Annotated in this window: 20 protein-coding genes; 16 read left to right on the top strand and 4 right to left on the bottom strand. The window is 65.3% G+C overall.

What is annotated here, in order from left to right; translation table 11 throughout:
• The first annotated feature begins 32 nt into the window (after positions 1-32).
• Positions 33-323 carry a glycine zipper domain-containing protein gene (locus tag LHJ54_RS10710; protein WP_228243890.1) on the top strand — a complete coding sequence of 97 codons (291 nt, stop codon included), beginning with the start codon at positions 33-35 and terminating at the stop codon, positions 321-323.
• Between the two features lie 58 nt (positions 324-381).
• On the opposite strand, the gene LHJ54_RS10705 is transcribed toward LHJ54_RS10710, so the two are convergent.
• Together LHJ54_RS10705 and LHJ54_RS10700 are read right to left on the bottom strand one after the other, a co-directional pair.
• On the bottom strand, positions 382-888 hold the full coding sequence (locus tag LHJ54_RS10705) for a vgr related protein (RefSeq protein ID WP_228243889.1): 507 nt from the start codon (positions 886-888) through the stop codon (positions 382-384).
• A 12-nt stretch (positions 889-900) separates the two neighbouring features.
• A complete protein-coding gene (locus LHJ54_RS10700; RefSeq protein ID WP_228243888.1) occupies positions 901-1,431 on the bottom strand; it encodes a copper chaperone PCu(A)C in 531 nt (176 codons plus the stop codon).
• Positions 1,432-1,602: 171 nt separating this feature from the next.
• Here LHJ54_RS10700 and dnaK point away from each other — a divergent pair, with 171 nt between their 5' ends.
• Entirely contained in the window at positions 1,603-3,534 is a 1,932-nt protein-coding gene (gene dnaK / locus LHJ54_RS10695; RefSeq protein ID WP_228243887.1) for a molecular chaperone DnaK, read from the top strand.
• A gap of 78 nt (positions 3,535-3,612) precedes the next feature.
• A complete protein-coding gene (gene dnaJ, locus LHJ54_RS10690; protein WP_228243886.1) occupies positions 3,613-4,725 on the top strand; it encodes a molecular chaperone DnaJ in 1,113 nt (370 codons plus the stop codon).
• Here the strand turns inward: dnaJ and LHJ54_RS10685 are convergent.
• Positions 4,722-7,055, bottom strand: a complete 2,334-nt coding sequence (locus tag LHJ54_RS10685) for a patatin-like protein (RefSeq protein ID WP_228243885.1) — start codon at positions 7,053-7,055, stop codon at positions 4,722-4,724. The two genes, dnaJ and LHJ54_RS10685, sit on opposite strands and share 4 nt — an antisense overlap.
• Before the next feature lie 70 nt (positions 7,056-7,125).
• On the opposite strand from LHJ54_RS10685, the gene radA reads away from it, so the two are divergent.
• The 11 genes from radA (at position 7,126) to rnr (ending at position 19,093) form a co-directional block, all read left to right on the top strand.
• Positions 7,126-8,490 (top strand): DNA repair protein RadA, encoded by a 1,365-nt coding sequence (gene radA, locus LHJ54_RS10680; protein ID WP_228243884.1) that lies wholly within the window; start codon positions 7,126-7,128, stop codon positions 8,488-8,490.
• 13 nt (positions 8,491-8,503) lie between these two features.
• Entirely contained in the window at positions 8,504-9,028 is a 525-nt protein-coding gene (locus LHJ54_RS10675; protein ID WP_228243883.1) for a CvpA family protein, read from the top strand.
• Entirely contained in the window at positions 9,025-9,468 is a 444-nt protein-coding gene (locus tag LHJ54_RS10670; protein ID WP_228243882.1) for an iron-sulfur cluster assembly scaffold protein, read from the top strand. The genes LHJ54_RS10675 and LHJ54_RS10670 overlap by 4 nt, the downstream gene beginning before the upstream one ends.
• A 47-nt stretch (positions 9,469-9,515) precedes the next feature.
• Complete coding sequence (locus LHJ54_RS10665; protein ID WP_228243880.1) at positions 9,516-11,174, top strand: MFS transporter; 1,659 nt, start codon at positions 9,516-9,518, stop codon at positions 11,172-11,174.
• Positions 11,164-12,204, top strand: a complete 1,041-nt coding sequence (gene alr, locus LHJ54_RS10660; RefSeq protein ID WP_228243879.1) for an alanine racemase — start codon at positions 11,164-11,166, stop codon at positions 12,202-12,204. Before LHJ54_RS10665 ends, alr begins: the two co-directional genes overlap by 11 nt.
• 69 nt (positions 12,205-12,273) lie before the next feature.
• The gene (phaR, locus tag LHJ54_RS10655) at positions 12,274-12,837 is read left to right on the top strand and encodes a polyhydroxyalkanoate synthesis repressor PhaR (RefSeq protein ID WP_228243878.1); all 564 of its coding nucleotides are present in this window, start codon (positions 12,274-12,276) and stop codon (positions 12,835-12,837) included.
• Positions 12,838-12,883: 46 nt separating this feature from the next.
• Complete coding sequence (gene proS, locus LHJ54_RS10650) at positions 12,884-14,428, top strand: proline--tRNA ligase (RefSeq protein WP_228243877.1); 1,545 nt, start codon at positions 12,884-12,886, stop codon at positions 14,426-14,428.
• 135 nt (positions 14,429-14,563) lie between these two features.
• On the top strand, positions 14,564-15,898 hold the full coding sequence (locus LHJ54_RS10645) for a M28 family peptidase (RefSeq protein WP_228243876.1): 1,335 nt from the start codon (positions 14,564-14,566) through the stop codon (positions 15,896-15,898).
• Between the two features lie 36 nt (positions 15,899-15,934).
• Positions 15,935-16,288 (top strand): DUF6152 family protein, encoded by a 354-nt coding sequence (locus LHJ54_RS10640; RefSeq protein ID WP_228243875.1) that lies wholly within the window; start codon positions 15,935-15,937, stop codon positions 16,286-16,288.
• Positions 16,289-16,291: 3 nt separating this feature from the next.
• Complete coding sequence (locus tag LHJ54_RS10635; protein ID WP_228243874.1) at positions 16,292-16,771, top strand: hypothetical protein; 480 nt, start codon at positions 16,292-16,294, stop codon at positions 16,769-16,771.
• A 33-nt stretch (positions 16,772-16,804) separates the two neighbouring features.
• Positions 16,805-19,093 carry a ribonuclease R gene (rnr, locus tag LHJ54_RS10630; RefSeq protein WP_373457071.1) on the top strand — a complete coding sequence of 763 codons (2,289 nt, stop codon included), beginning with the start codon at positions 16,805-16,807 and terminating at the stop codon, positions 19,091-19,093.
• A gap of 1 nt (position 19,094) precedes the next feature.
• Here rnr and LHJ54_RS10625 read toward each other — a convergent pair whose 3' ends face one another.
• Positions 19,095-19,547: a universal stress protein gene (locus LHJ54_RS10625; protein WP_228243871.1), complete on the bottom strand. Its 453-nt coding sequence runs from the start codon at positions 19,545-19,547 to the stop codon at positions 19,095-19,097.
• Positions 19,548-19,671: 124 nt separating this feature from the next.
• On the opposite strand from LHJ54_RS10625, the gene LHJ54_RS10620 reads away from it, so the two are divergent.
• Positions 19,672-21,093 carry a pyruvate dehydrogenase complex dihydrolipoamide acetyltransferase gene (locus LHJ54_RS10620; RefSeq protein ID WP_228244356.1) on the top strand — a complete coding sequence of 474 codons (1,422 nt, stop codon included), beginning with the start codon at positions 19,672-19,674 and terminating at the stop codon, positions 21,091-21,093.
• An 82-nt stretch (positions 21,094-21,175) separates the two neighbouring features.
• On the top strand, positions 21,176-21,517 hold the full coding sequence (locus tag LHJ54_RS10615) for an acyl-CoA thioesterase (protein ID WP_228244355.1): 342 nt from the start codon (positions 21,176-21,178) through the stop codon (positions 21,515-21,517).
• The last annotated feature ends 275 nt before the right edge of the window (positions 21,518-21,792 follow it).

Genomic DNA, 21,792 nt, shown 5'->3' with positions numbered 1-21,792 from the left:
CTCTTGCGACAGGGAGACGCAGGAGGACAACCATGAAAACGAAGATGTTACTTGCCCCGGCACTCGCGATTTCGACGCTCGGCCTTGGTGCATGTGCCCAGAACTACGCGGCCGAAGGCGCCGGTCTTGGCGCCGCAGCCGGTGCGGGCCTCGCCTTGCTGACCGGCGGCGATGTGGTCACCTACGCTTTGGCGGGCGGCGCGGCTGGCGGTCTTGCCGGTTATTTTGTGGACAAGAACGACCGCTGTGACGGTTATGCCGAAAACGGCTATCTTGACGACGACTGCTTCGGCACCGCGGGCTACCCGGTCGATCCGCGCTGAGTTGGCTTAAGTTGCAACGATCCCGCCGGGCTGCGCGCCAGGCGGGATTTTTCATGCCCTATTGGGGCCGGGCCGCGCCCCTGAAGTTTACCAGCACATCGTAAGCCGCAGGGTCCGCCACTCCTGCGACCTTGACGCCTTGTCGCAACCAGAAGGCATGCTTCACGATTTCGGCCTGCTGTTCGATCCCGTACCGGGTGAGATGCCATCCGGGTTTAAGACTGTAGTCGTAACGCGCCCACGGCATGCGCTTGCATACCAGATGCCACTTCCCATTGCTCTGCGTCTGCCAGACGTGCGTCAGCTCGTGGATCATCAATCCCTGGCGCAGCACGTCGACTTTCGAAAAATCATCGCAGTAGGCGGGCGATCGAGGATGAAAGTGCAGGTGCCCCAGCGGTGCCATGGTGATGTGGCGGGGCTGCAGCGGAAACCATTTGCGCCGCCGTATTGCGACGCCGGAATAGTCCAGCGCGTCGCCGAAGACCTGCCGGGCAAGCGCGATCTCTCCCGGGGTAAGCGGCCGTTCGCCCCCGGCCGGACAGCTCGCCGGAACCTCATCCATATGTCGGTGCGCTTACTGGTGGTTGTGCCCTGCGGCCGCACCAGTCGCCGCCGGCACAGGAGGCGGTGTTTCAGCTACGCTGCCGGCCGCGAGGATCGGCGTGCTAAAGGTCTCGCTTCCGCCGCCCAGCAGGTTCAGCGTTACTTCTGTCGTGCCGCCGGGTTGCAGGGTGGGCGCGACTCCCATCGCCATCAGGTGCCGGCCACCGGGCACGAACTCTACGCTTTCACCCGGCTGCAGCACCAGCGGCCCCATCTGACCCATGACCATTTGCCGATCCCATTCCATGTATTCGTGCAACTCCGCGCTTTGGGCGTCGGCGACCGAAGCGCCGCGGATGGTGATGGGCCGGTCGCGGTTGTTCGTCACGGTGAAGTAAATCGCCGCCGGTCTGCCCGATACGGCGTTCAGAACCATGCGGGGATCGCTTACGGTGACCCCGTCGTCGGCAGGAGCGACGGCGGAAACGTCGTCGGCCCGCTCGCACGCGGATAATCCCCACAACCCCGCGCCCAGCGCCAACGCCGCGACAATCTTTTTCATGCCCGCCACCGTCTTGTCTCCTGTCCTGTACCGCCGCCTCATAGCCGCGGCACTTGTCTTGTGCCACCACAAACCCGACCTATATCGCCGACAAGATTGAGCTTTGCTGCTGCTCACCTGCGTGGGCTGCGCAGCGGGCTTTTGATTCAAAACGCACGAGACGGGGACATAATGGCAAAAGTAATCGGTATCGACCTTGGCACCACCAACAGCTGCGTGGCCGTCATGGACGGCGGCAAGCCAAAGGTGGTCGAAAACTCCGAAGGCGCGCGCACCACGCCTTCCATCGTCGCCTTCACCAAGGATAACGAGCGGCTGATCGGTCAGCCGGCGAAGCGGCAGGCCGTGACCAATCCGGACAACACCATCTTCGCGGTCAAGCGCCTGATCGGTCGGCGTTTCGACGATCCGATGACCAAGAAGGACATGGATCTCGTTCCCTATGACATCGTCAAGGGCAAGAATGGCGATGCCTGGGTAGAGGCAGGCGGCACTGAATACTCGCCCAGCCAGGTGTCTGCCTTCATCCTTCAGAAGATGAAGGAAACGGCCGAAGCTTATCTGGGTGAAAGCGTGACGCAGGCGGTGATTACTGTGCCCGCGTACTTCAACGACGCGCAGCGGCAGGCGACGAAAGACGCCGGGCAGATCGCCGGGCTGGAAGTGCTGCGCATCATCAACGAACCCACCGCCGCGGCGCTGGCCTATGGCCTGGACAAGGAAGACGGCAAGACGATTGCCGTGTACGACCTTGGCGGCGGCACGTTCGACATCTCCGTTCTGGAGATTGGCGACGGCGTGTTCGAGGTGAAATCCACCAATGGCGACACTTTCCTGGGTGGTGAGGACTTCGACCAGGCTTTGGTCGAATACCTCGCAGAACAGTTCCAGAAGAAAGAGAACATGGACCTGCGCAAGGACAAGCTTGCGCTGCAGCGGCTGAAGGAAGCGGCGGAAAAGGCGAAGATCGAGCTGTCCAGTTCGCAGCAGACGGAAGTGAACCTGCCGTTCATCACCGCCCGCATGGAAGGTGGGTCGTCCACGCCACTGCACCTGGTCGAGACGATCACCCGGTCGCAGTTCGAGAAATTGGTCGACGGGCTGATCCAGCGCACGCTTGAGCCGTGCCGCAAGGCGCTGGCCGATGCGCAGCTGGACAAGGGCGGGATCGACGAAGTCGTGCTGGTCGGCGGGATGACCCGGATGCCCAAGGTACGCGAAGTGGTGGAAAGCTTCTTCGGCAAGAAGCCGCATACGGGCGTCAATCCTGACGAAGTGGTGGCCATGGGCGCCGCCATTCAGGCCGGCGTGTTGCAGGGCGACGTCAAGGATGTGTTGCTGCTTGACGTGACGCCGCTTTCGCTGGGGATCGAAACGCTGGGCGGGATTATGACCCGGATGATCGACCGCAACACGACCATCCCGACCAAGAAGACCCAGACCTACTCCACGGCCGAGGACAATCAGAACGCAGTGACGATCCGCGTCTTCCAGGGCGAGCGGGAAATGGCGGGCGACAACAAGCTGCTGGGCCAGTTCGACCTGGTCGGCATTCCGCCGGCGCCGCGCGGCGTGCCGCAGATCGAGGTGACGTTCGACATTGACGCCAACGGCATTGTCAACGTGTCTGCCAAGGACAAGGGCACGGGCAAGGAACAGCAAATCCGCATCCAGGCGTCCGGCGGCCTGAACGATGCCGACATCGAACAGATGGTGAAGGATGCGGAGCGGTTTGCCGAAGAGGACAAGAAGCGTCGTGCCTCCGCCGAAGCCCGCAACCAGGCGGACAGCCTGGTGCATGCTACGGAAAAGCAGCTGCAGGAGCATGGCGACAAGATCGATGCCGCGATCAAGTCCGAGGTCGAAGCCAAGATTGCGGAGACCAAGACGGCTCTCGATGGAGACGATGCCGACGCCATCAACGCCAAGGCGCAGGAATTGACGCAGGCGGCAATGAAGATGGGTCAGCAGATCTACGAAAAGGAGCAGGCGAGCGCGTCCCCGCAAGCCGCCGATGCCGCCGATGCCGGCACAGAGGGCAGTTCGTCGGATGAAGTGGTCGATGCCGAATTCTCCGAAGTCGAAGACGACAAGAAGGGCTGAACCTTCGAAGTGACCAACCAGCCGCCACCGGTGCAACGCCGCACCGGTGGCGGTTCCGGCGTCTGGGCGGGGTAGAAAATGGCAGTGGCTGAAATCGATCTATACGAATTGCTGGAGGTGGAGCGCGGCGCGAGCGATGCGGCGATCAAGGCCGCGTATCGCAAACTGGCGATGAAGTTTCATCCCGACCGCAACCCGGGTGATGCCGCGGCGGAGGCGCGTTTCAAGCAGATCAGCGCGGCTTACGAAGTCCTCAAGGACCCGCAGAAACGCTCCGCCTACGATCGCTACGGCCACGCGGCGTTTCAGCAGGGCGGGGGTGCGGGGTCGCAGGACTTCGCTGACATTGGCGATATATTCGAGACGATCTTCGGCAGCGCCTTTGGCGGGGCGACCGGCCGTGCGCAGCCGCGCCGCGGAGCCGACCTGCGCTACGATCTGGAAATCTCGCTCGACGATGCCTTCCAGGGCAAGTCGACGCAGATAGACATCGAAGTGTCCGTAGCTTGCGACACCTGCACCGGCAGCGGCGCAGCGCCGGGCACCGGCACGCGGGTTTGCAATCTGTGCAACGGCTTCGGCAAGGTGCGGGCAAAGCAGGGCTTCTTCGTGGTGGAGCGGCCGTGCCCGACCTGTCACGGCCGGGGCGAGGTGATCGAAAAACCGTGCGCTGGCTGCCGCGGAGAAGGGCGCGTGGACCAGCCGCAATCGCTGGCGGTCGAGATACCGCCCGGCGTGGATACCGGAACCCGCATCCGCCTGTCTGGCAAGGGCGAGGCCGGGCCGATGGGCGCCCCTCCGGGCGATCTCTACATCTTCCTGCATGTGCGCCCGCACGCCGTGTTCGATCGGCAAGGCACGAACCTTTACACAAGGGTTCCGGTCAGCTTCTCCACCGCCGCTTTGGGCGGAACGGTGGCCCTGCCGGGCATGGATGGCGAGACGATTGAGCTGGACATACCCGCAGGCATCCAGTCGGGCCGCCAGCTGCGCCAGCGCGGGGCCGGCATGCCGGTGCTGCAGGGGCGCGGCCGCGGCGATCTGGTGGCCGAAGTGCTGGTGGAGACGCCGACCAGGCTGACGCGTGAACAGCGCGAACTGCTTGAGCGATTCCGCGAACTGGAAACGGGCGAGCAATGCCCGCAATCGCGCGGCTTCCTCGACCGGCTGAAGGAAGCTTTCGGCGGCTAGGTTGCGGCAGCCATACCGTTGGCGAGGACTTCCGCGCGGATGGCTGCGACAAGGCCCGCGTCGGCGGTCAGCCGCTGTTCCTCCTGTTCAAGGATGGCCAGAAAAGCTTCCCGTTTGAAGCGTGCAACGACCGCATCAGGCGCCGCTTCCTCCAGCGTGGAAAATACCAGGTCGATCATCCGCTCCGCCCCGTGCAGGCGGCCCCACAGGTAATCGTTTTCCCGGTAAGCGCGGCTGAAGAAAGCGCCGAAATTGTAGAACTCGATCCCGCGCAGCGTTGCTCTCGTCCCGCCGCTACGGATAGACAGCGCATCGTCGGGCGAAATGCGATCGACCTTGATCGGGTCGAACTCGGCATAGCTGTCGTTGTGCAGCAGGTTGAAGGTTGCCGCATCGTAGAACGGGAAACCGAGATACGTCAGCAGCATCTTGCGCCGCAGATCCCGCGGCAACACTTCCAGCGTTTCGGCCAGCATGTGTTCGGCCTGGCTGTCAGTGGCGGGCAGCAGGCGGTTGGCGGCCAGATGCTGCAGAACGGCCGCCGGATCGCTGACGACATTTCCGGCAAGGCGGGTAAACACCGCGTCGCGCGGCGGGCTGTCCTCGCGTTCCACATACAGCGCGAGGATGCGGTAAATGCCGTTGCGGGCGGCTTCCAGCACCTCTTCCGGGTGGTCCATGGCAGGTTCCCAGTCGCGCGCGAGCCGGCGGGCGATCAGCCGCATCCGGCGGATACGGAAGCCGATGTCGTGGCTGCGGAAAAACGCGACCGCTTCGGGGCTGATCCCGCCATCGTTCCCCGCCACCCGCTCGAGCCCGCCCGCCGCCAGCGCGGTTTGCAGTGCAAGCTCGATCAACGGAAGATCGCTTTCCTGCATGGTGCCGCTGGCGCCGGCGGTCAGCCGAGCCAGGCGTTGAACCAGCCCGTTGAACTTGGCCTGCGTGTATGCGTGAAAGGCGTAGCCGGCCTGTGCCGCGGCAGCTTCCTGTGCCTTGCGCCGCCACCCTTTCAGCCGTCGCGGAGTTGGCCGGTCAAGAAAGAAGGTGTTGCCGAACAATCGCTCCACCGTGCGTTCCACTTCCGGCGTCAGGGCGAGAATGGTGCGGCGGAGCCGGGCTGCATTGCGCGACTGCGCATTCAGCGCTTCCAGATTGTCGCGGATCGGCTGCTCGCGCGGGATGGTAGAGAGCGAGCCGAAGATTGTGGCGAAAAAGCCGGGAGGAGCATCGCGGTCGACGCTGCGTTCCGCGCCGACGCGGTCGGGCCGGGGATCGATATAGATGAAGCGGCGGTCCACTTCCCGCTGGGCAGGCCGGCCATCCAGCCCCGCCATGGCACCGGCAAACGGAGCGTTGACCAGAACCGAACCGTCGATCAGCGCCAGTTCGTCGAGCCGATTGCTGCCTGCCCAGCTCTTGAACGCGGCGCGCAGGAATGCCTCGCGCCCGCGCCATTCCAGTTTATGCTGTTCCGCCAGACGATCGATCTCCGCCAGTTGGAGCGGCGGAAATGCCCCGGGAAAGCTGGCCGTGGCGCGTGCTGCCAGCACGAGTTCCAGCGGAAAAGCCAGTTCCTGACCCCCTTTCCGGGGGGTCCATCGGCGAAATGCGATCGGCAACCGGTGCTCTGTCTCCTCGATCAGCGGCGGGCTGTTCAGCCGGAGCAGTTCGCGGTGGCCATGGAAATCAGTGGCCGTGACATACAGGTCGAGGGGGTAGGCGGGCGGTAACAGCGGTTCGTCGGCGGGAACTGCCGCCATCGCGTCCAGCGCCTTCAGCAACAGACCTGAAAAGGCATCGCCGGAAAACGGGGGCTCGAACCAGCGGCCGCGGATAAGACGGGAAATCTTGCGTGTTACCTCGCTGCGCATGGGCGGCGCGACGCTGGTTGCGACCGCGCCGCCGGGTCTGCGCATCAGCCACCAGACGAGCGGCTGCGCCCAGATTTTGGCGAACCGCCACAGCGGGCGGGCGTCGGGATCGATGAGCTGTTCGCTGTCGGCCGCTTCCAGCCACAGGTCGGTCAGCGGTTCCAGGGACTGTCCGGAATAGACCGCCTGGGCCAGGAAAACGGCATTGATCCCGCCCGCGCTGGCGCCGGTGAGGATGTCCGGCAACACCCGCAGCTGCAGCCCATGACTTTCCTTCAGCAGCGCCAGCAGTTCGCCATATACGCGTTCGACCCCGCCGCGCGCCGCGCCTTTGCCGCCATGCCAGTCGCGGCTGGCACGGGCCAGATGCCACAACTCCTTGGTGACGCCGTGCATATAAACGGCAAGGCTGATCCCGCCGTAGCAGACGAGGGCGATCCGCAGTTCCTTTTGCCGCATGATCGGTGTTTGGCGGGGAAAACCGCAAATCGCAATTGCGTTCTGCAAATGTTCTTACTAGCTCGCATTCATGGCAAAACCGAAACGGCGATATGTCTGCCAGGCCTGCGGGGCGGTGACGAACCGGTGGCAGGGGCAGTGCGCGGATTGCGCGGAGTGGAACACGCTGGTGGAGGAAGCGCCGGCCACGGTCTTCTCGCAGAAACATGACCTGTCGAGCGGAGGGCGCGCGGTGCAGTTCGTTGGGCTGGATGAGCCCGGGTCCGTGCCGCAGCGCATGGCCACCGGCCTGGCCGAGTTCGACCGGGCGCTTGGCGGTGGACTGGTGCCGGGTTCGGCGGTTCTGATGGGCGGCGATCCGGGTATCGGCAAATCCACCCTGCTGTTGCAGGCCGCAGCGCGCATGGCGCGGGCGGGGCAGGGGACGATCTACGTCAGCGGAGAGGAGGCGACGGGGCAGGTCAGGTTGCGAGCGGCCCGCCTTGGCCTTGCCGATGCGCCGGTGCAGCTTGCCTCCGCCACGTCGGTGCGCGACATTCTGAGCACGCTGGGCCAGATGGTGGGGCCGGCCCTGCTGGTGATCGATTCGATCCAGACAATGTATTCCGACACCATCGAAGGCGCGCCCGGTTCGGTTAGCCAGGTGCGCGGCTGCGCGTTCGAACTGATCCGCTTTGCCAAGGAAAGCGGCGTCGCCCTCATTCTGGTAGGCCATGTGACCAAGGACGGCAGTATTGCCGGTCCCCGGGTGCTGGAACATATGGTCGATGTGGTGATGAGCTTCGAGGGCGAACGCAGCCATCAGTTCCGCATCCTTCGTGCGCTCAAGAACCGCTTTGGCGCGGTGGATGAGATCGGGGTATTCGCCATGGCGGGTGACGGGCTGGAAGAGGTCGCCAATCCGTCGATGCTGTTCCTGTCCGGCCGTGAACAGCCGATCGCCGGCAGCGCGGTGTTCCCTGCGCTGGAGGGGACGCGCCCGGTGCTGATCGAGATTCAGGCGCTGATCGTGCGGTTGCAGTCCGGGGCCACCCCACGCCGGGCGGTGGTGGGCTGGGACAGCGGTCGGTTGGCCATGCTGCTGGCGGTGCTTGAGTCCCGTTGCGGGCTGAACTTCTCCAGCGCGGAGGTCTATCTCAATGTCGCGGGCGGTTATCGCCTGTCCGATCCGGCGGCTGACCTCGCCGTGGCGGCGGCGCTGGTGTCCGCGCTTGCGGACAAGCCGTTGCCGGACAAGAGCGTCTGGCTGGGCGAGGTGTCGCTGGCCGGAGAGATCCGCCCGGTGGCGCATGGGCCGCTCCGGCTGCGGGAGGCTGCGAAGCTCGGCTTTGCGTCGGGGCACGGGCCTGCCGGGCTGGAGCCGCCGGCAAGCATCCGCTATCATCCGCAGGAGCGGCTCACCAACCTCGTTGACCGGGTGATGGCGGGCGCTTAAACGACCGGCTGGGATGACGGGTCTCGACTATATCTTGCTGCTGATCGTCGGCGTGTCCGCGGTGGGCGGCTTCATGCGCGGGCTGGTGCAGGAAATGCTGTCGCTCGCCGCCTGGTTCGTTGCCGTCTTCGCCATCCGCCTCCTGCACACCCCGGCGACCCAGATGCTGGCGGAGTACACGGGCGACGGGACCAGCACAGCCATTCTCGCCTTTCTCCTCCTCCTGCTGATCCCCTATTTCATCATGCGCTTCATCGCCAACAAGGCGGGAGCGACATCGCGCAAGTCCGTTATTGGTCCGGTGGACCGGGTGCTTGGGCTGGGCTTTGGCCTGATCAAGGGTTTCATCATCGTCGTACTCGCTTTTTCGCTGCTGGTGCTGGGCTATGACACCATCTGGGGTGCGCAGGGTCGGCCCGACTGGATCACCACCGCGCGCAGCTACAGCCTGGTGGATGCAAGCTCACGCGGTCTCGTCGAAATGATCGCGGAACACCGGGCCCGCCTGCTGGACGACGAAGCGGCGGAGTCGTCGTGACCAGGCAGGCAGAGCGGTCTGCCGCGCTGTACACGCCGAAACTGCTGGGGCTCACCATGCGGCTGGTGGATTATCCGTGGCAGGAACAGCACCGGTTTCACGCAACGGCGCGCTCGCGCACGTGCGGCGGAACGGTCGCGCTGTCCCTTGAGTGCGCGGACGGGCGGATTGCCCAACTAGGTTTGCGCGTGTCCGCCTGTGCCGTCGGTCAGGCGGCGGCAGCGATTTTCGCCGACGGCGCCCGTGGGCAGACGGCTGGCGACGTCGCAATCGCCGCAGCCGCTCTGGAAGCATGGCTGGGCGGCAGCGGCCCGGCACCGGGCTGGCCAGGGCTAGATGCGCTGGAACCTGCCATGCCGCACCGAGGTCGGCACGGAGCAATCCTGCTGCCCTGGGCGGCGGCGGTGGATGCACTTTGCAACCGGCGCGCACCGGACTAGGACAGCGGCGCCGGAGCTGGGGAGCGGCCATGTCGCAGGGGTTCTAAATGCAGAAACAGCCGCCAGTCACCGCAGAGCCGAGCCCGCGAGAAGTTCGGCTCGTCATCGCGGCCTCTTCAGCCGGAACGGTGTTCGAATGGTACGACTTCTTCATCTACGGCACGCTCGCCGGGATCATCGGGGCGACGTTCTTCCCCAGCGACAATGCCACGCTCCAGGTGCTGCTGGTCTGGGCCGGGTTCGCAATCGGCTTCGGTTTCCGCCCGCTGGGCGCCATCCTGTTCGGTTATCTGGGTGACAGGCTGGGTCGCAAATACACCTTTCTGGTGACCGTCACCCTGATGGGCATCGCCACGGCGGGGGTGGGGCTGGTGCCCAGCGCGCAGAGCATCGGCCTGCTGGCACCGGCCATCGTCATCATCCTGCGCATTCTGCAGGGGCTGGCGCTGGGCGGCGAATATGGCGGCGCCGCGATCTATGTCGCGGAACACGCGCCGCCGGAAAAGCGCGGTTTTTATACCAGCTTCATCCAGGCGAGCGTCGTGGGCGGTTTTGTTCTGTCCATTGTGGTCGTGCTGGTCTGCCGCGCGCTCATTCCGGCAGATGCGTTTGCCCAGTGGGGTTGGCGGGTCCCGTTCCTGTTGTCCATCCTGCTGCTGGCTCTGTCGCTGTGGATGCGCCTGAAGCTGTCGGAAAGTCCGGTATTCCAGGCGATGAAGGCGGCGGGAGAGACAGCACGAAACCCGTTTCTGGAAAGCTTCACCTATCCCGGTAACAAGAAGCGCATCTTTGTCGCCCTGTTCGGCGTCACCGGCATCCTGACAACGATCTGGTACACCGCCTTCTTTTCCGGTCTGTCATTCCTGCGCGGTCCAATGCGGGTGGACGAAGCGGTCGTCGAAGTCATTCTGCTGGCCGCCGGAACCCTCTCCATGATGTTCTATATTCTGGTGGGCAGATGGTCCGACCGGGTCGGCCGCAGGCTGCCCATCGTGGTCGGCGCGGTCTTGACCCTGCTGTTGCTGTTCCCCGTGTTCTGGGGGATTGGCGCGCTCGCCAATCCGGGCCTTCGCGCCAGCGCGGAACGCGCGCCGGTGGTCGTCGCCGGGTCGGATTGCACCTATGACCCCTTTGCCGAAGAGCAGGCGGCGCCATGCGGCCAGCTGCTGCAGGAGCTGACCAATCTGGGCGTGCCCTATGACATCACCAACTTGGGCACCGCCGCTCCGCTCGTTCTGGCGGTGGGTGACGCGCGGACCCCGCTGAACGACAGCATCGCGGCGGCGACGACGGCGGCCGAACGCAGGGCGATAGTGCAGCCCCTGCTGGAAGCGCAGGGCTACGACTTCGCCGTGCAACGTCCGCCGTTCGTGAACATCGTCGGCATAATCGCCCTGCTGCTCGTCATGGGTGTATTGTCGGCGCTGACCTATGGCTCAGTGGCTGCCCTCCTGGCCGAGATGTTTCCGGCGAGGATCCGCTACAGTTCCCTGTCGATCCCTTACCACATCGGGGCCGGATACCTTGGCGGCTTCCTGCCGCTGATCGCCAGCTACATCGTTGCCACCACCGGCAACGCCTATGCCGGCCTTTGGTACACCTGGGCTGTGGTGGCGTTCGGGCTGGCGATCTGCCTGTGGGGCGTGCCGGGTGGACGTCCCCGAGATTTTGCCGATACGGAGGTGGGCAGAACCCATGGTGCCTGAGCCGCCGCCAACCCTGCGTCTGGACGTCGATGCGGCCGCGCTGGCGCACAACTGGCGCGCGCTCGACCGGCTGTCCGGCGCGGCGGCGGCTGGCGCGGCGGTCAAGGCGGACTGTTACGGCCTGGGCGCGGCGCGTTGTGTGCCGGTGCTGCGCGATGCAGGTGCGCGCGACTTCTTCGTCGCGCACTGGTCGGAAGTTCCGACGGTCGCCGCCCATATCCCGCCCGGCAATATCAGCGTACTGCACGGCGCGCTGTCTGCCGCCGAAGCGCAGTACGCGATCTCAGCAGGGGTCAAGCCGGTCATCAATTCCCTGTATCAGGCCAGGCTGTGGCTGGAGGCGGGCGGCGGCGCCTGCGACCTGATGGTGGACAGCGGCATGAACCGCCTGGGCATCAGGCCGGAAGAAGCGGGCGATCCGCTGATCGCTTCGCTGAGGGTGGATGTGCTGATGTCGCATCTCTCCTCCGCCGACGAAGACGCGCCCAGCAACGCACGGCAGCTGGAGACGCTGCGCGCGCTGCTGCCGCAGGTCAGGCACCGGCGCGCCAGCCTGGCGAATTCAGCCGGGCTGATGCTGGGGCCGGCGTATCATCTGGATCTGACGCGCCCTGGCCTGGCGCTTTATGGCGGACTCCCCCGTGCCGAACTGGCAGGGGCGATCAGGCCGGTAGCACGCGTGCAGGCGGCGATCATCCAGCGGCGGGTCGTCAGGGCGGGCGAAACGATCGGTTACAACCGTACCTTCACCGCACAGACGGATCTGCCGGTCGGCATCGTGTCGCTTGGCTATGCGGATGGTTTCCTGCGCAGCTGGGGCAAGAGCGGCTACCTGCTGAAAGACGATTGCAGGCTGCCGCTGGTGGGGCGGGTGTCGATGGACATGGTGGCGGTCGACCTGACGCGGGCACCCGGCCTTGCCGAGGGTGACTTTCTTCAGGTTCCCTTCGACCTGCCGCCGGCGGCCGAGGCAACGGGACTGTCGCAATACGAGCTGCTCACAACCCTCGGCCGTCGCTTCGCCCGATGAAGGCTTGTTGCACTCGCGTTGCTGCGGGTGCTAATGCCACGGTCAAGGCTTTCAGCAGAGTTGCAACCCATGGCAAAGAAGCAGGCGGACGGCGAACCCGTCATCATCAAGAAATACGCCAATCGGCGGCTCTACAACACCGGCACGTCAAGCTACATCACGCTGGATGATCTGGCCGTAATGGTCCGACAGAACGTCGATTTTCAGGTTCTCGACGCCAAGACGAACGAGGATCTGACACATTCCATCCTGACGCAGATCATCATGGAGCAGGAGGCGAGCTGCGCCGAACAGCTCCTGCCGATCAGCTTCCTGCGCGACCTGATCGCCATGTATGGCAATTCCATGCAGGCCATGATGCCGACCTATCTGGAAGCAAGCATGGCGCAGTTCCGGCAGAACCAGGACAAGCTGCGCGAAGCATGGGAAAAGGGTCTGACCGAAAACCCCTTCGCGCGCCTGGCCGAAGGCAACCTGGCAATGATGCGAGCGGCGGCGGGCGCGTTCATGCCACAAACGGCAGGAAAGCCGGACCTTCACACGGCATCCAAGCGCCCCGACGCAGCTGATCTCGCTGCCCTCAAGGAGCAGATGGCCGCCATGCAGAAGCGGCTGGACGAACTGGGCCAATAGCGCCTCGCATCACTCTCGCCACTCCATTTCAGCAGGACATTCACCTTTGCCAACGATCCGCCATGCGCTCGACGTGAAGCGCGCCGATGACTTTGCCCAATGGTATCAGGCGGTCATTGCCGCCGCCGACATGGCGGAGGAGTCCGGTGTCCGCGGCTGCATGATCATCAAGCCGTGGGGCTATGGCATCTGGGAACGGATCCAGCGGCTGCTGGACGACAGGATCAAGGCGACGGGGCATCAGAACGCCTACTTTCCCCTGTTCATCCCCTTGTCCTATTTCGAACGTGAAGCCGACCATGTGGAAGGGTTTGCCAAGGAAATGGCGGTCGTGACCCATCACCGCCTGGTCGCAGACGGCAACGGCGGCCTTGTGCCAGACCCGGAAGCCCGGCTGGAAGAACCGCTGGTGGTGCGCCCCACATCCGAAACGATCATTGGCGAAGCCATGGCCCGGTGGGTTCAGAGCTGGCGCGACCTGCCGCTCAAGCTGAACCAGTGGGCCAATGTGGTGCGCTGGGAAATGCGGACCCGCATGTTTCTCAGGACATCCGAATTCCTGTGGCAGGAAGGGCATACCGCCCACGCCGATGCGGCCGAAGCGAAAGAACACACGCTGCGGATGCTGGAAGTATACCGCGCCTGCGCCGAAGAGGATCTGGCGCTGCCCGTCATCGCCGGCGAGAAGCCGGAAAATGAACGGTTTCCCGGCGCCGTCGAAACCTGGTCCATCGAGGCCATGATGCAGGATGGCAAGGCGCTGCAGGCGGGGACATCGCATTACCTCGGCACCAATTTCGCGGCCGCTGCCGGCATCCGCTATCAGGACCGGGGGGGTCAGCAGCAGCTTGCCCACACCACCAGCTGGGGCGTGTCCACCCGGATGATCGGCGGGATCATCATGACGCATGGCGATGACGACGGATTACGCGTTCCGCCCAAGCTCGCGCCGTATCAGGTAATCATACTGCCCATGCTGCGCGACGTGCCGGAGGATGCGGCGCTGATCGACTACTGCGAAGGTCTGCGGGCCACACTGGCCGGGCAGACTGCCTTTGGAGAGCCGCTGCGCGTACTGCTCGACACCCGCCCCGGCAAGGTTGCCGGTAAACGGTGGGATTGGGTCCGCCGGGGCGCTCCGCTGATCGTGGAGGTCGGCGGACGCGACCTGGAGAACGGCACCGTCAGCCTGCTGCGCCGCGACCGCCTGTGGGACAAGGACACCGGCAAACCCTTCTTCCAGACGCCGACCCGTCAGGTCGCGGGCCAGACCATCGCCAGCGTTCTGGCCGACATCCAGCACGCGCTGTTCGTGGAAGCCCAGGAACGGCGGGATGCGAGCATCCGGCGTGACGTGACGAGCTTTGAAGAACTGGCGGCCTGTTTTCAGTCGGGCGATCCGTTCAAGGGTTGGGTGGAGGTCGAGTGGGCAAAGCCTGCGGGCGCGGAACTGGACCAGGTGGTGGAGCGGGTGAAAGCGCTCAAGCTGACGTTCCGCAACGTGCCGGCAAATGCGCTTCCGGTAAGCGGCACCTGCATCTTCACCGGAAAACCGGCGGTGGAGCGGGTGCTGGTGGCACGCGCCTACTGACGCTGGCTGGCGGGGTTGTTTTCCGCCTTTCACCGCGTGCAGCTCGCTCCCGCGCAGGGGATTGGGCAGTCGCGGGCGCCAGCCCGAGGAAAGACGTAGTTGTATTTGCGCGACCAGCAGGCAACACTGCGGGTCATGCGAAGAGTCTTTCTTGCCGCGGCCTGCCTCGCCAGTCCGCTCGCCGCCCAGCCAGCCGATCCGGCGGTCGCCGTGTCAGCCGAACGCCTGCGGGCGGATGTGGATAAACTCGTCAGCTTTGGCACCCGTCACACGCTGTCGTCGCAAACCGATCCGAACCGCGGTATCGGCGCGGCGGTCGATTGGGGTCTGGCAGAGTTCCGCCGGATCTCCGCCGGATGCGGCGACTGCCTTGAAGTGGTCGCGCCTGAAGACACGGTGCAGGGCAACCGGATCCCGCAGCCCACCCGGTTGCGCAACGCGGTTGCGATCCAGCGCGGAACACAGCGCCCTGACGAGGTGGTGATAATCCAGGGTCACATCGACAGCCGCGGCAGCGATGTCATGGACTTCACCAGCGACGCACCCGGCGCGAACGATGATGGATCGGGTACGGCCCTGGTGCTCGAAGCGGCGCGGGTGCTGTCCGGGCGGCAATACCCGGTCACGATCGTTTATGCGCTCCTTTCCGGCGAGGAACAGGGGCTTTACGGCGGTCGGCTGCTGGCGCAGTACGCCGCGCAGCAGGGATGGCAGGTCAAAGCGGTTCTCAACAACGACATTGTGGGCAACACCTGCGGTTCGGACGGTTATTGCGAACCTGACCGGGTGCGGGTGTTCTCGGAAGGGCCGCGCGCCGACCTGACTGACGCGCTGCGCGCGGATCAGCGGCGAAACGGCGGGGAGAACGACAGTCCGTCGCGCAATCTTGCCCGGTGGATCGATGCGTTGGCCCAAGAAACGCCGGGCAGTCTTGATGTGCGCCAGATCTGGCGCACCGACAGAATGGGCCGGGGCGGGGACCAGATCCCTTTCCTTGAGGCAGGTTATCCGGCTGTCCGGTTTTCCGTGGGTGTGGAGGACTACGATCACCAGCACCAGGATCTCAGGGTGGAAAATGGCGTCACCTATGGCGACACGGTAGATGAGATGGACTTTCCCTACCTCGCCAGAGTGACGCAGCTGAATGTGCGTGCTGCGGATGCGCTGGCCCGAACACCGGCGCCCCCTGCGCCGGTGGCCGAGGCAGCGGTGCAGACATTCACCGCGATCGCGTGGCAGGCCGTGCCCGGCGCGGCGAATTACCAGGTATGGCAGCGGCCGACCGACGCCTCCGGCTGGCCTGACGAACCCGTCATCGCTGGCACTACGGAAACCCGCGTCAGCTTGGCCGGCGTGCGCGGGGACGACTGGATTTTCGGCGTGAGCGCGTGTGCCGAGAACGGCCCGTGCAGTCCCGTGGCGAGCGCCGTGCCGGCGGGTGCCTTTCGCCCGGCCGCGGCACGGAATTGAACCAAATTCGCTGAGCAGACATCGAGGAGCAGTACGATGCAGTCACTAACGAAAATCGCGCTGGCCGGGCTGATGGCGGCCACCCCCGTGGCGGTGTGGGCGCATCACGGGTGGAGTTCCTACAACGAAGCGGAACCGGTGACACTGACCGGACCCCTGTACGATGTAAGCTGGGGCAACCCGCATGGAACGGCCAAGATGAACTGGCAGAACCGGGAGTGGGACGTGATCCTTGCCCCCGTATCGCGCATGACGGCGCGTGGTCTGCAGCTGGAAGAGATCAACAACCGTCAGCGCATAACCCTGACCGGCTATGTCCGTCGTGACGGTACACCGGAGATGCGGGTCGAGCGGATCGTGGTGAACGGCAAAACCGTCGAGTTGCGCTGAGGCATGGAGACGGCGCTGCTGGCGCTGAACGGCTGGCTGGAAGCGGCGGGACTGGTCGATTGGGCGCGGAGCAGTGCGCATGTCTATCCATGGGCCAATGTGCTGCATGTGATCGGCGTGGCGCTGCTCGTCGGCGGGATCGGCGTGGTCGACCTGAGAGTGGCCGGGCTGTGGCGCGCCCTGCCGCTTGAACCTTTATCCCGCGCACTGACACCAATCGCGATTGCCGGACTGCTTGTGCAAGGCGCATCGGGGCTGGTGCTGTTCGCCGCCGATGGGGCGGCGCTCGCCGCGTCGGAGACCTTTCAGATCAAGCTCGGCCTGCTCGGGCTCGCGCTGCTGAACGCGGCGGCGTTCCGCCTGCGCTGGTGTCGGGGTCGCGGCAACCGGACGCCTGGCGGCCTGCTGCGGGCGTCGGCGCTGCTGTCCCTGCTGCTGTGGCTGGCCATCGCGGTCGCCGGCAGGCTGATCGCCTATTACTGACGCGTGGTTGAGCGGCGGGATGAAAGCGCCCATATGGCGGGCATGCCGCGCAAAACAGCAACCGGCTTGCCTTCGCGCGAGCAGATCCTCCAGTTCATCCAGACCAGCGAGGTTCCGGCGGGCAAGCGGGAGATCGCCAAGGCATTCGGTCTCAAGGGCGAGGAGAAGATCGCCCTGAAGGCGCGGCTGAAGGACATGGCCGATGAAGGGCTGATCGACGGCAACCGCAGCGCCTTCCACCAGATGGGCGGAGTGCCCCGCGTAACCGTTCTGACGGTAGCAGAGATCGACGATGGTGTCGCCGTGGCCGTGCCGGAAAACTGGGCGGCGGATGCAGGCAAGCCGCCCCGCATCCAGCTTGTGGAATCGCGTGGAAAGGACCGCAAGTCAGGCAAGGGGCAGGCGGCGTTGAAGCGCGGGGACCGGGTTCTGGCGCGGACCGAGGAGACGCAGCACGGCTGGCGCGGGCATCCGATCAAGAAACTGCCTGCGCGCAGCGAAGGATTGATCGGTGTCGTGGAACTGGATGGTGCGGGCAAGCCGTGGCTGGCACCGGTGGACAAGCGTGTGCGGCAAGCGTCCCCGATCAGCGACATGGGCGAGGCGCGCGCGGGGGAACTGGTCCTGGCGGAACGTGTGGGGCGGTCGGCGCGTGGCGGCGTCAAGGTCGTCGAAGTGGTTGGCGACCCGCTGGCGCCCAGGAGTTTTTCTCTCATCGCCATCGCGCAGCACGGCATTCCGCACGTCTTTGCGCAGGAAGCGCTGGACGAGGCCGGGCGTGCCGCGGACCTGCCGCTGAGCGAGGACTGGCGCGAAGACCTGCGCGACCTGCCGATCGTGGCCATTGACCCTGCCGACGCGCGGGATCACGACGATGCCATCTGGGCACAGCCGGACGGGCAGGGCGGGTTCCGCGCGGTGGTCGCAATCGCGGACGTGTCGTTCTATGTCCGGCCGGGCGGCGCGCTCGACCGCGAGGCGCGCAAGCGGGGCAATTCCGTGTACTTTCCCGACCGGGTCGTGCCGATGCTGCCTGAGGTTCTGTCCGCCGACATCTGCTCGCTCGTCGAAGGAGAGGATCGGGCTGCCATGGTCTGTCACCTCGACGTGTCGCCGGAAGGCAAGCTGACGGGGTGGCGCTTCACGCGCGCGACCGTGCGGCTGGCTGCCAACATCGCCTATGAGGATGCCCAGAAGGCGATCGACGACGGATGGGCGTCGCAGGAGTTGCGGCACTTGTGGGACTGCTGGCGGCTGCTGCACAAGGCGCGGGAGGCACGCGATCCGCTCGACCTTGACCTGCCCGAACGCCGGGTGGTGCTGAACGAAGCGGGGCAGATCGAGGAAATCGCCGTGCGCGAGCGGCTGGATGCGCACCGCGTGGTGGAAGACTTCATGATCGCCGCCAATGTGGCGGCGGCTAAGGCGCTGGAAGCCAGGACAGCGCCGGTCGTTTACCGCGTGCACGAGTCGCCCAGCCGGGAAAAGCTGCTTGCCCTGCGTGACTTTCTCGCGACTTCGGGACGCAAGCTGGCGTTGGGGCAGGTGGTCACGCCTTTGCTGTTCAACCGGATGCTGAAGGACATCGGCGACGAGGCGGAGCGGGCGCTGGTGATGGAAGCGGTCCTGCGCAGCCAGACGCAGGCGTATTACGGGCCGCAGAACGCCGGCCATTTCGGCCTTGCTCTGGGGTCGTACGCGCATTTCACCTCGCCGATCCGCCGCTATGCCGACCTTCTGGTCCATCGGGCGCTGGTCGATGCCTATGGGTTGGAGCAGCCGAAGCCGAAAGCGCAATTGCCCGCAACCACCGGCCTGTCCGAACGCGACCGGGCCAGCCTGCAACAGGTGTCCGATGCGATCAGCACCGCCGAACGCCGGGCAATGGAGGCAGAACGCGATACCATAGACCGCTATGTCGCCGCCTGGCTGGCCGGCCGCGTCGGCGAGGTGTTCGCAACCCGGATCACCGGGGTTCAGGGCTTCGGCTTTTTCGCCACCATCCTGCAGCTGGGCGGCGACGGGCTGGTGCCGGTATCGACGCTGGGCGACGAGTACTTCCGGTACGAAGAGGGCAGCCAGGCGCTGGTGGGCGAGGATAGCGGGACGCGCTATGCGGTCGGGGACCGGTTGGAACTGAGGCTGGCGGAGGCAAATCCGCTGACAGGAGCGCTCAAGTTCGAGTTGCCGGAGGGCGGATCAAAACCGGTGGGACCGCGCGGGCGACGCCCGTCGCCCAAACCTGACGGTAAAAAGCATGCGCAGGGGAAGCGTGGCCGACCCGGCAACATCCGTCATCAGGGTCGCGGGAAGCGCCGCTAGGTCAGGCCAGTTCGTCGATCGCTTTGGTCGAAAGGGCGCCTGGCACGATATAGAGCGGGCAGGGCAGCGACCCCGCCACCGCCGCAAAGTGAGTGACCAGCGGTCCGGGTCCGTTGTCGTGCGAAGCGGCCAGAACGAGGGCGGCAACGCCGTCGAATTCTTCCAGATAGGTGCGGATTACCTTCTGCGGGTCTCCTTCGCGCACGGAGATGACCGGACGCTTGCCATACTCTGCGAAGATGTTTCCTGCCTCCGCAGTGGCGAGCACTTCGGCCCGCTCCTTCGCTTCCTGTTCTATGGTCGCCTGGACCGAGCCGAACGCGTTGAAGCTGCCGGGTTCCACCAGCGCGAGGATATGCACAGCTCCGCCGGTACGTGCGGCCCGCCGCGCCGCAAAGCGCAGGGCAAGGCGCGTTTCCGCCGATTCGTCCATGACAACCAGATATATGCGCATCGGCCCACCCCCAGCGGCCCGCTTCTACGCCGGCTTGGCCGAGCGGTGCAAGGTCTTGCGGCTGCGTGCAGAAGACGCCAGAGAACCGCCGAACGCCTGTCAATCCGAGGATCGCCGCGCCGCCATGCCCATCACCATCAAGATGCCCGCCCTGTCCCCCACCATGGAAGAAGGCACGCTCGCCCGCTGGCTGGTGAAGGAAGGGGATAGTGTTTCTGCCGGGGACATCATGGCCGAGATCGAAACCGACAAGGCGACCATGGAGTTCGAGGCGGTTGATGAAGGCACGATTGCCTCCATCCTCGTTGCCGAGGGCACCGAAGGCGTGAAGGTGGGAACTGCCATCGCGCTGCTGACGGAGGAGGGCGAAGATGCCGCGGCGGTCGCAGCCGCGGGCGGAGGCGACGACGGCGATTCCGGCAGTACGAGTGGTGGTGATGGTGCGGAATCATCCGGCGATCTGCGCGAAGTCCGCGAAGAAAAAGTGGAAGGCGAACGGGCGCGGGTCGAGAAAGAGCCGGCCGCTGGTGCCACGGCTGCTGCACCGCAGGCGGGCGCAACCCCATCCGCCGGACAGAACGCACCGGGCGCCGACCGCGCCGGTTCGGCAAACGGAGGGCGGCGCATCGTCGCGTCGCCGCTGGCCCGCCGGCTCGCAGAGCAGAAGGGACTGGACCTCGCGGCCATCAAGGGCAGCGGACCCAACGGCCGGATCGTCAAGGCGGATGTGGATCAGGCGCAGGGGCAGCCAGCCCCCGCCGCTGCCCCGGCCGCCAAGCCGGACGAACGGACCGCCACCCAGCCGCAGTCAGCCGGGGCAACCGCCCAGGCAGGACAAGCCGCACCCGAAGGCGGCACGCCCTTCCAGGCAGAAAAGCTGTCGAACATCCGCAAAGTCATCGCCCGCCGCTTGACCGAATCCAAGCGGGAGGTGCCGCACTACTACCTCACCGTCGACATCAACCTCGATCCGCTGCTGGCGCTGAGGCAGCAGCTCAACGAGTCGCTCGAAGCGGACGGAGTCAAGCTGTCGGTCAACGACCTGCTGATCAAGGCGCTGGCCCGCGCGCTGATGCGGGTGCCGCAGTGCAACGTCAGCTTCCAGGGCGACACGCTGCACCGCTACAGCCGCGCGGATATCGCCGTCGCCGTGGCCGCGCCAAGTGGCCTGATCACGCCCATCGTGACGCACGCCGATACGCGCGGGCTGGCTGCCATCAGCACCGCGATGAAGGAGCTGATCGACAAGGCGCGTGACGGCAAGCTGCAACCGCATGAGTATCAGGGCGGCAGCGCCTCGCTCTCGAACCTTGGCATGTATGGCATCAAGCAGTTTGACGCCGTGATAAACCCGCCGCAGGGGATGATCATGGCCGTGGGTGCGGGCGAGCGGCGCCCGTGGGTGCTGGACGGGGAACTGACCGTCGCGACAGTCATGAGCGCCAGCGGCAGCTTCGATCACCGCGCGATCGACGGTGCCGACGGGGCGCAGTTGATGGCGGCTTTCAAGCAGCTGTGCGAACAGCCGATGGGGCTGGTCGTTTGAAGCCGGCTTCTAAGCCTTTCAATGGCCAGGCGTTGAGCAGGCCGGCCGCTTGAATCGCGAACCCGCCATCCGCGTGACCGCCATGCCGGCCGATGCCAACGCCTATGGCGACATATTCGGCGGCTGGCTGATGAGCCTGATGGACTCGGCCGCGGGTCTGGTCGCCGCACGGCGGACGCGCGGACGTGCCGTCACCGTCGCGATGGACGGCATGGAGTTCCACAAGCCTGTCAAGGTCGGGGACGAGGTGTCGGTCTATGCCTCCATCGAACGGGTCGGACGAACCTCGCTGTGCATCGCGACACAGGCATGGCGCCGCGAACGGCATTCGGAGCAGGCGGAACAGGTCACACAGGCGCGCTTTACCTTTGTGGCGGTCGACGAGCACGGCCGGCCGCGCCCGATTGAGCCTACGGGCGGCTAAGCCCTGCCTGGCGAGCCGCAACCATGCCGAAACCTTTCAGGTCGGCCACAGCCACCGTTCTGCGCTTGGGCTGCGGTGAAGGCGGCGAGCGGTGCGGCGCATCCGCCTGTCCTACAAAACCGCGTTCGTGTCATGAACAATGTCCATGGCCGACGCATCATTTAACCAGGTGAACCGCAACCGGCAAACACGCTTGAGCGCCGGAGATGTTTTTCGCTCAGGACTGTGTAACACCCGGTCCATGTCTCAACGTATCACGACCGCTAGGAACGAGT

The sequence above is a fragment of the Porphyrobacter sp. GA68 genome (assembly GCF_022605525.1).
Classification (GTDB): domain Bacteria; phylum Pseudomonadota; class Alphaproteobacteria; order Sphingomonadales; family Sphingomonadaceae; genus Qipengyuania_B.
The sequence above is the reverse complement of the archived record's forward strand: the minus strand, read 5'-3'. Positions and strand labels throughout refer to the sequence as shown.

Bases quoted from the DNA above. Each gene is read 5' to 3' on its own strand.
- LHJ54_RS10710 (WP_228243890.1), top strand. From the start codon at position 33: ATGAAAACGAAGATGTTACTTGCCCCGGCACTCGCGATTTCGACGCTC.
- LHJ54_RS10705 (WP_228243889.1), bottom strand. From the start codon at position 888: ATGGATGAGGTTCCGGCGAGCTGTCCGGCCGGGGGCGAACGGCCGCTT.
- LHJ54_RS10700 (WP_228243888.1), bottom strand. From the start codon at position 1,431: ATGAAAAAGATTGTCGCGGCGTTGGCGCTGGGCGCGGGGTTGTGGGGA.
- dnaK (WP_228243887.1), top strand. From the start codon at position 1,603: ATGGCAAAAGTAATCGGTATCGACCTTGGCACCACCAACAGCTGCGTG.
- dnaJ (WP_228243886.1), top strand. From the start codon at position 3,613: ATGGCAGTGGCTGAAATCGATCTATACGAATTGCTGGAGGTGGAGCGC.
- LHJ54_RS10685 (WP_228243885.1), bottom strand. From the start codon at position 7,055: ATGCGGCAAAAGGAACTGCGGATCGCCCTCGTCTGCTACGGCGGGATC.
- radA (WP_228243884.1), top strand. From the start codon at position 7,126: ATGGCAAAACCGAAACGGCGATATGTCTGCCAGGCCTGCGGGGCGGTG.
- LHJ54_RS10675 (WP_228243883.1), top strand. From the start codon at position 8,504: ATGACGGGTCTCGACTATATCTTGCTGCTGATCGTCGGCGTGTCCGCG.
- LHJ54_RS10665 (WP_228243880.1), top strand. From the start codon at position 9,516: ATGCAGAAACAGCCGCCAGTCACCGCAGAGCCGAGCCCGCGAGAAGTT.
- alr (WP_228243879.1), top strand. From the start codon at position 11,164: ATGGTGCCTGAGCCGCCGCCAACCCTGCGTCTGGACGTCGATGCGGCC.
- phaR (WP_228243878.1), top strand. From the start codon at position 12,274: ATGGCAAAGAAGCAGGCGGACGGCGAACCCGTCATCATCAAGAAATAC.
- LHJ54_RS10645 (WP_228243876.1), top strand. From the start codon at position 14,564: ATGCGAAGAGTCTTTCTTGCCGCGGCCTGCCTCGCCAGTCCGCTCGCC.
- LHJ54_RS10640 (WP_228243875.1), top strand. From the start codon at position 15,935: ATGCAGTCACTAACGAAAATCGCGCTGGCCGGGCTGATGGCGGCCACC.
- LHJ54_RS10635 (WP_228243874.1), top strand. From the start codon at position 16,292: ATGGAGACGGCGCTGCTGGCGCTGAACGGCTGGCTGGAAGCGGCGGGA.
- rnr (WP_373457071.1), top strand. From the start codon at position 16,805: ATGGCGGGCATGCCGCGCAAAACAGCAACCGGCTTGCCTTCGCGCGAG.
- LHJ54_RS10625 (WP_228243871.1), bottom strand. From the start codon at position 19,547: ATGCGCATATATCTGGTTGTCATGGACGAATCGGCGGAAACGCGCCTT.
- LHJ54_RS10620 (WP_228244356.1), top strand. From the start codon at position 19,672: ATGCCCATCACCATCAAGATGCCCGCCCTGTCCCCCACCATGGAAGAA.
- LHJ54_RS10615 (WP_228244355.1), top strand. From the start codon at position 21,176: ATGCCGGCCGATGCCAACGCCTATGGCGACATATTCGGCGGCTGGCTG.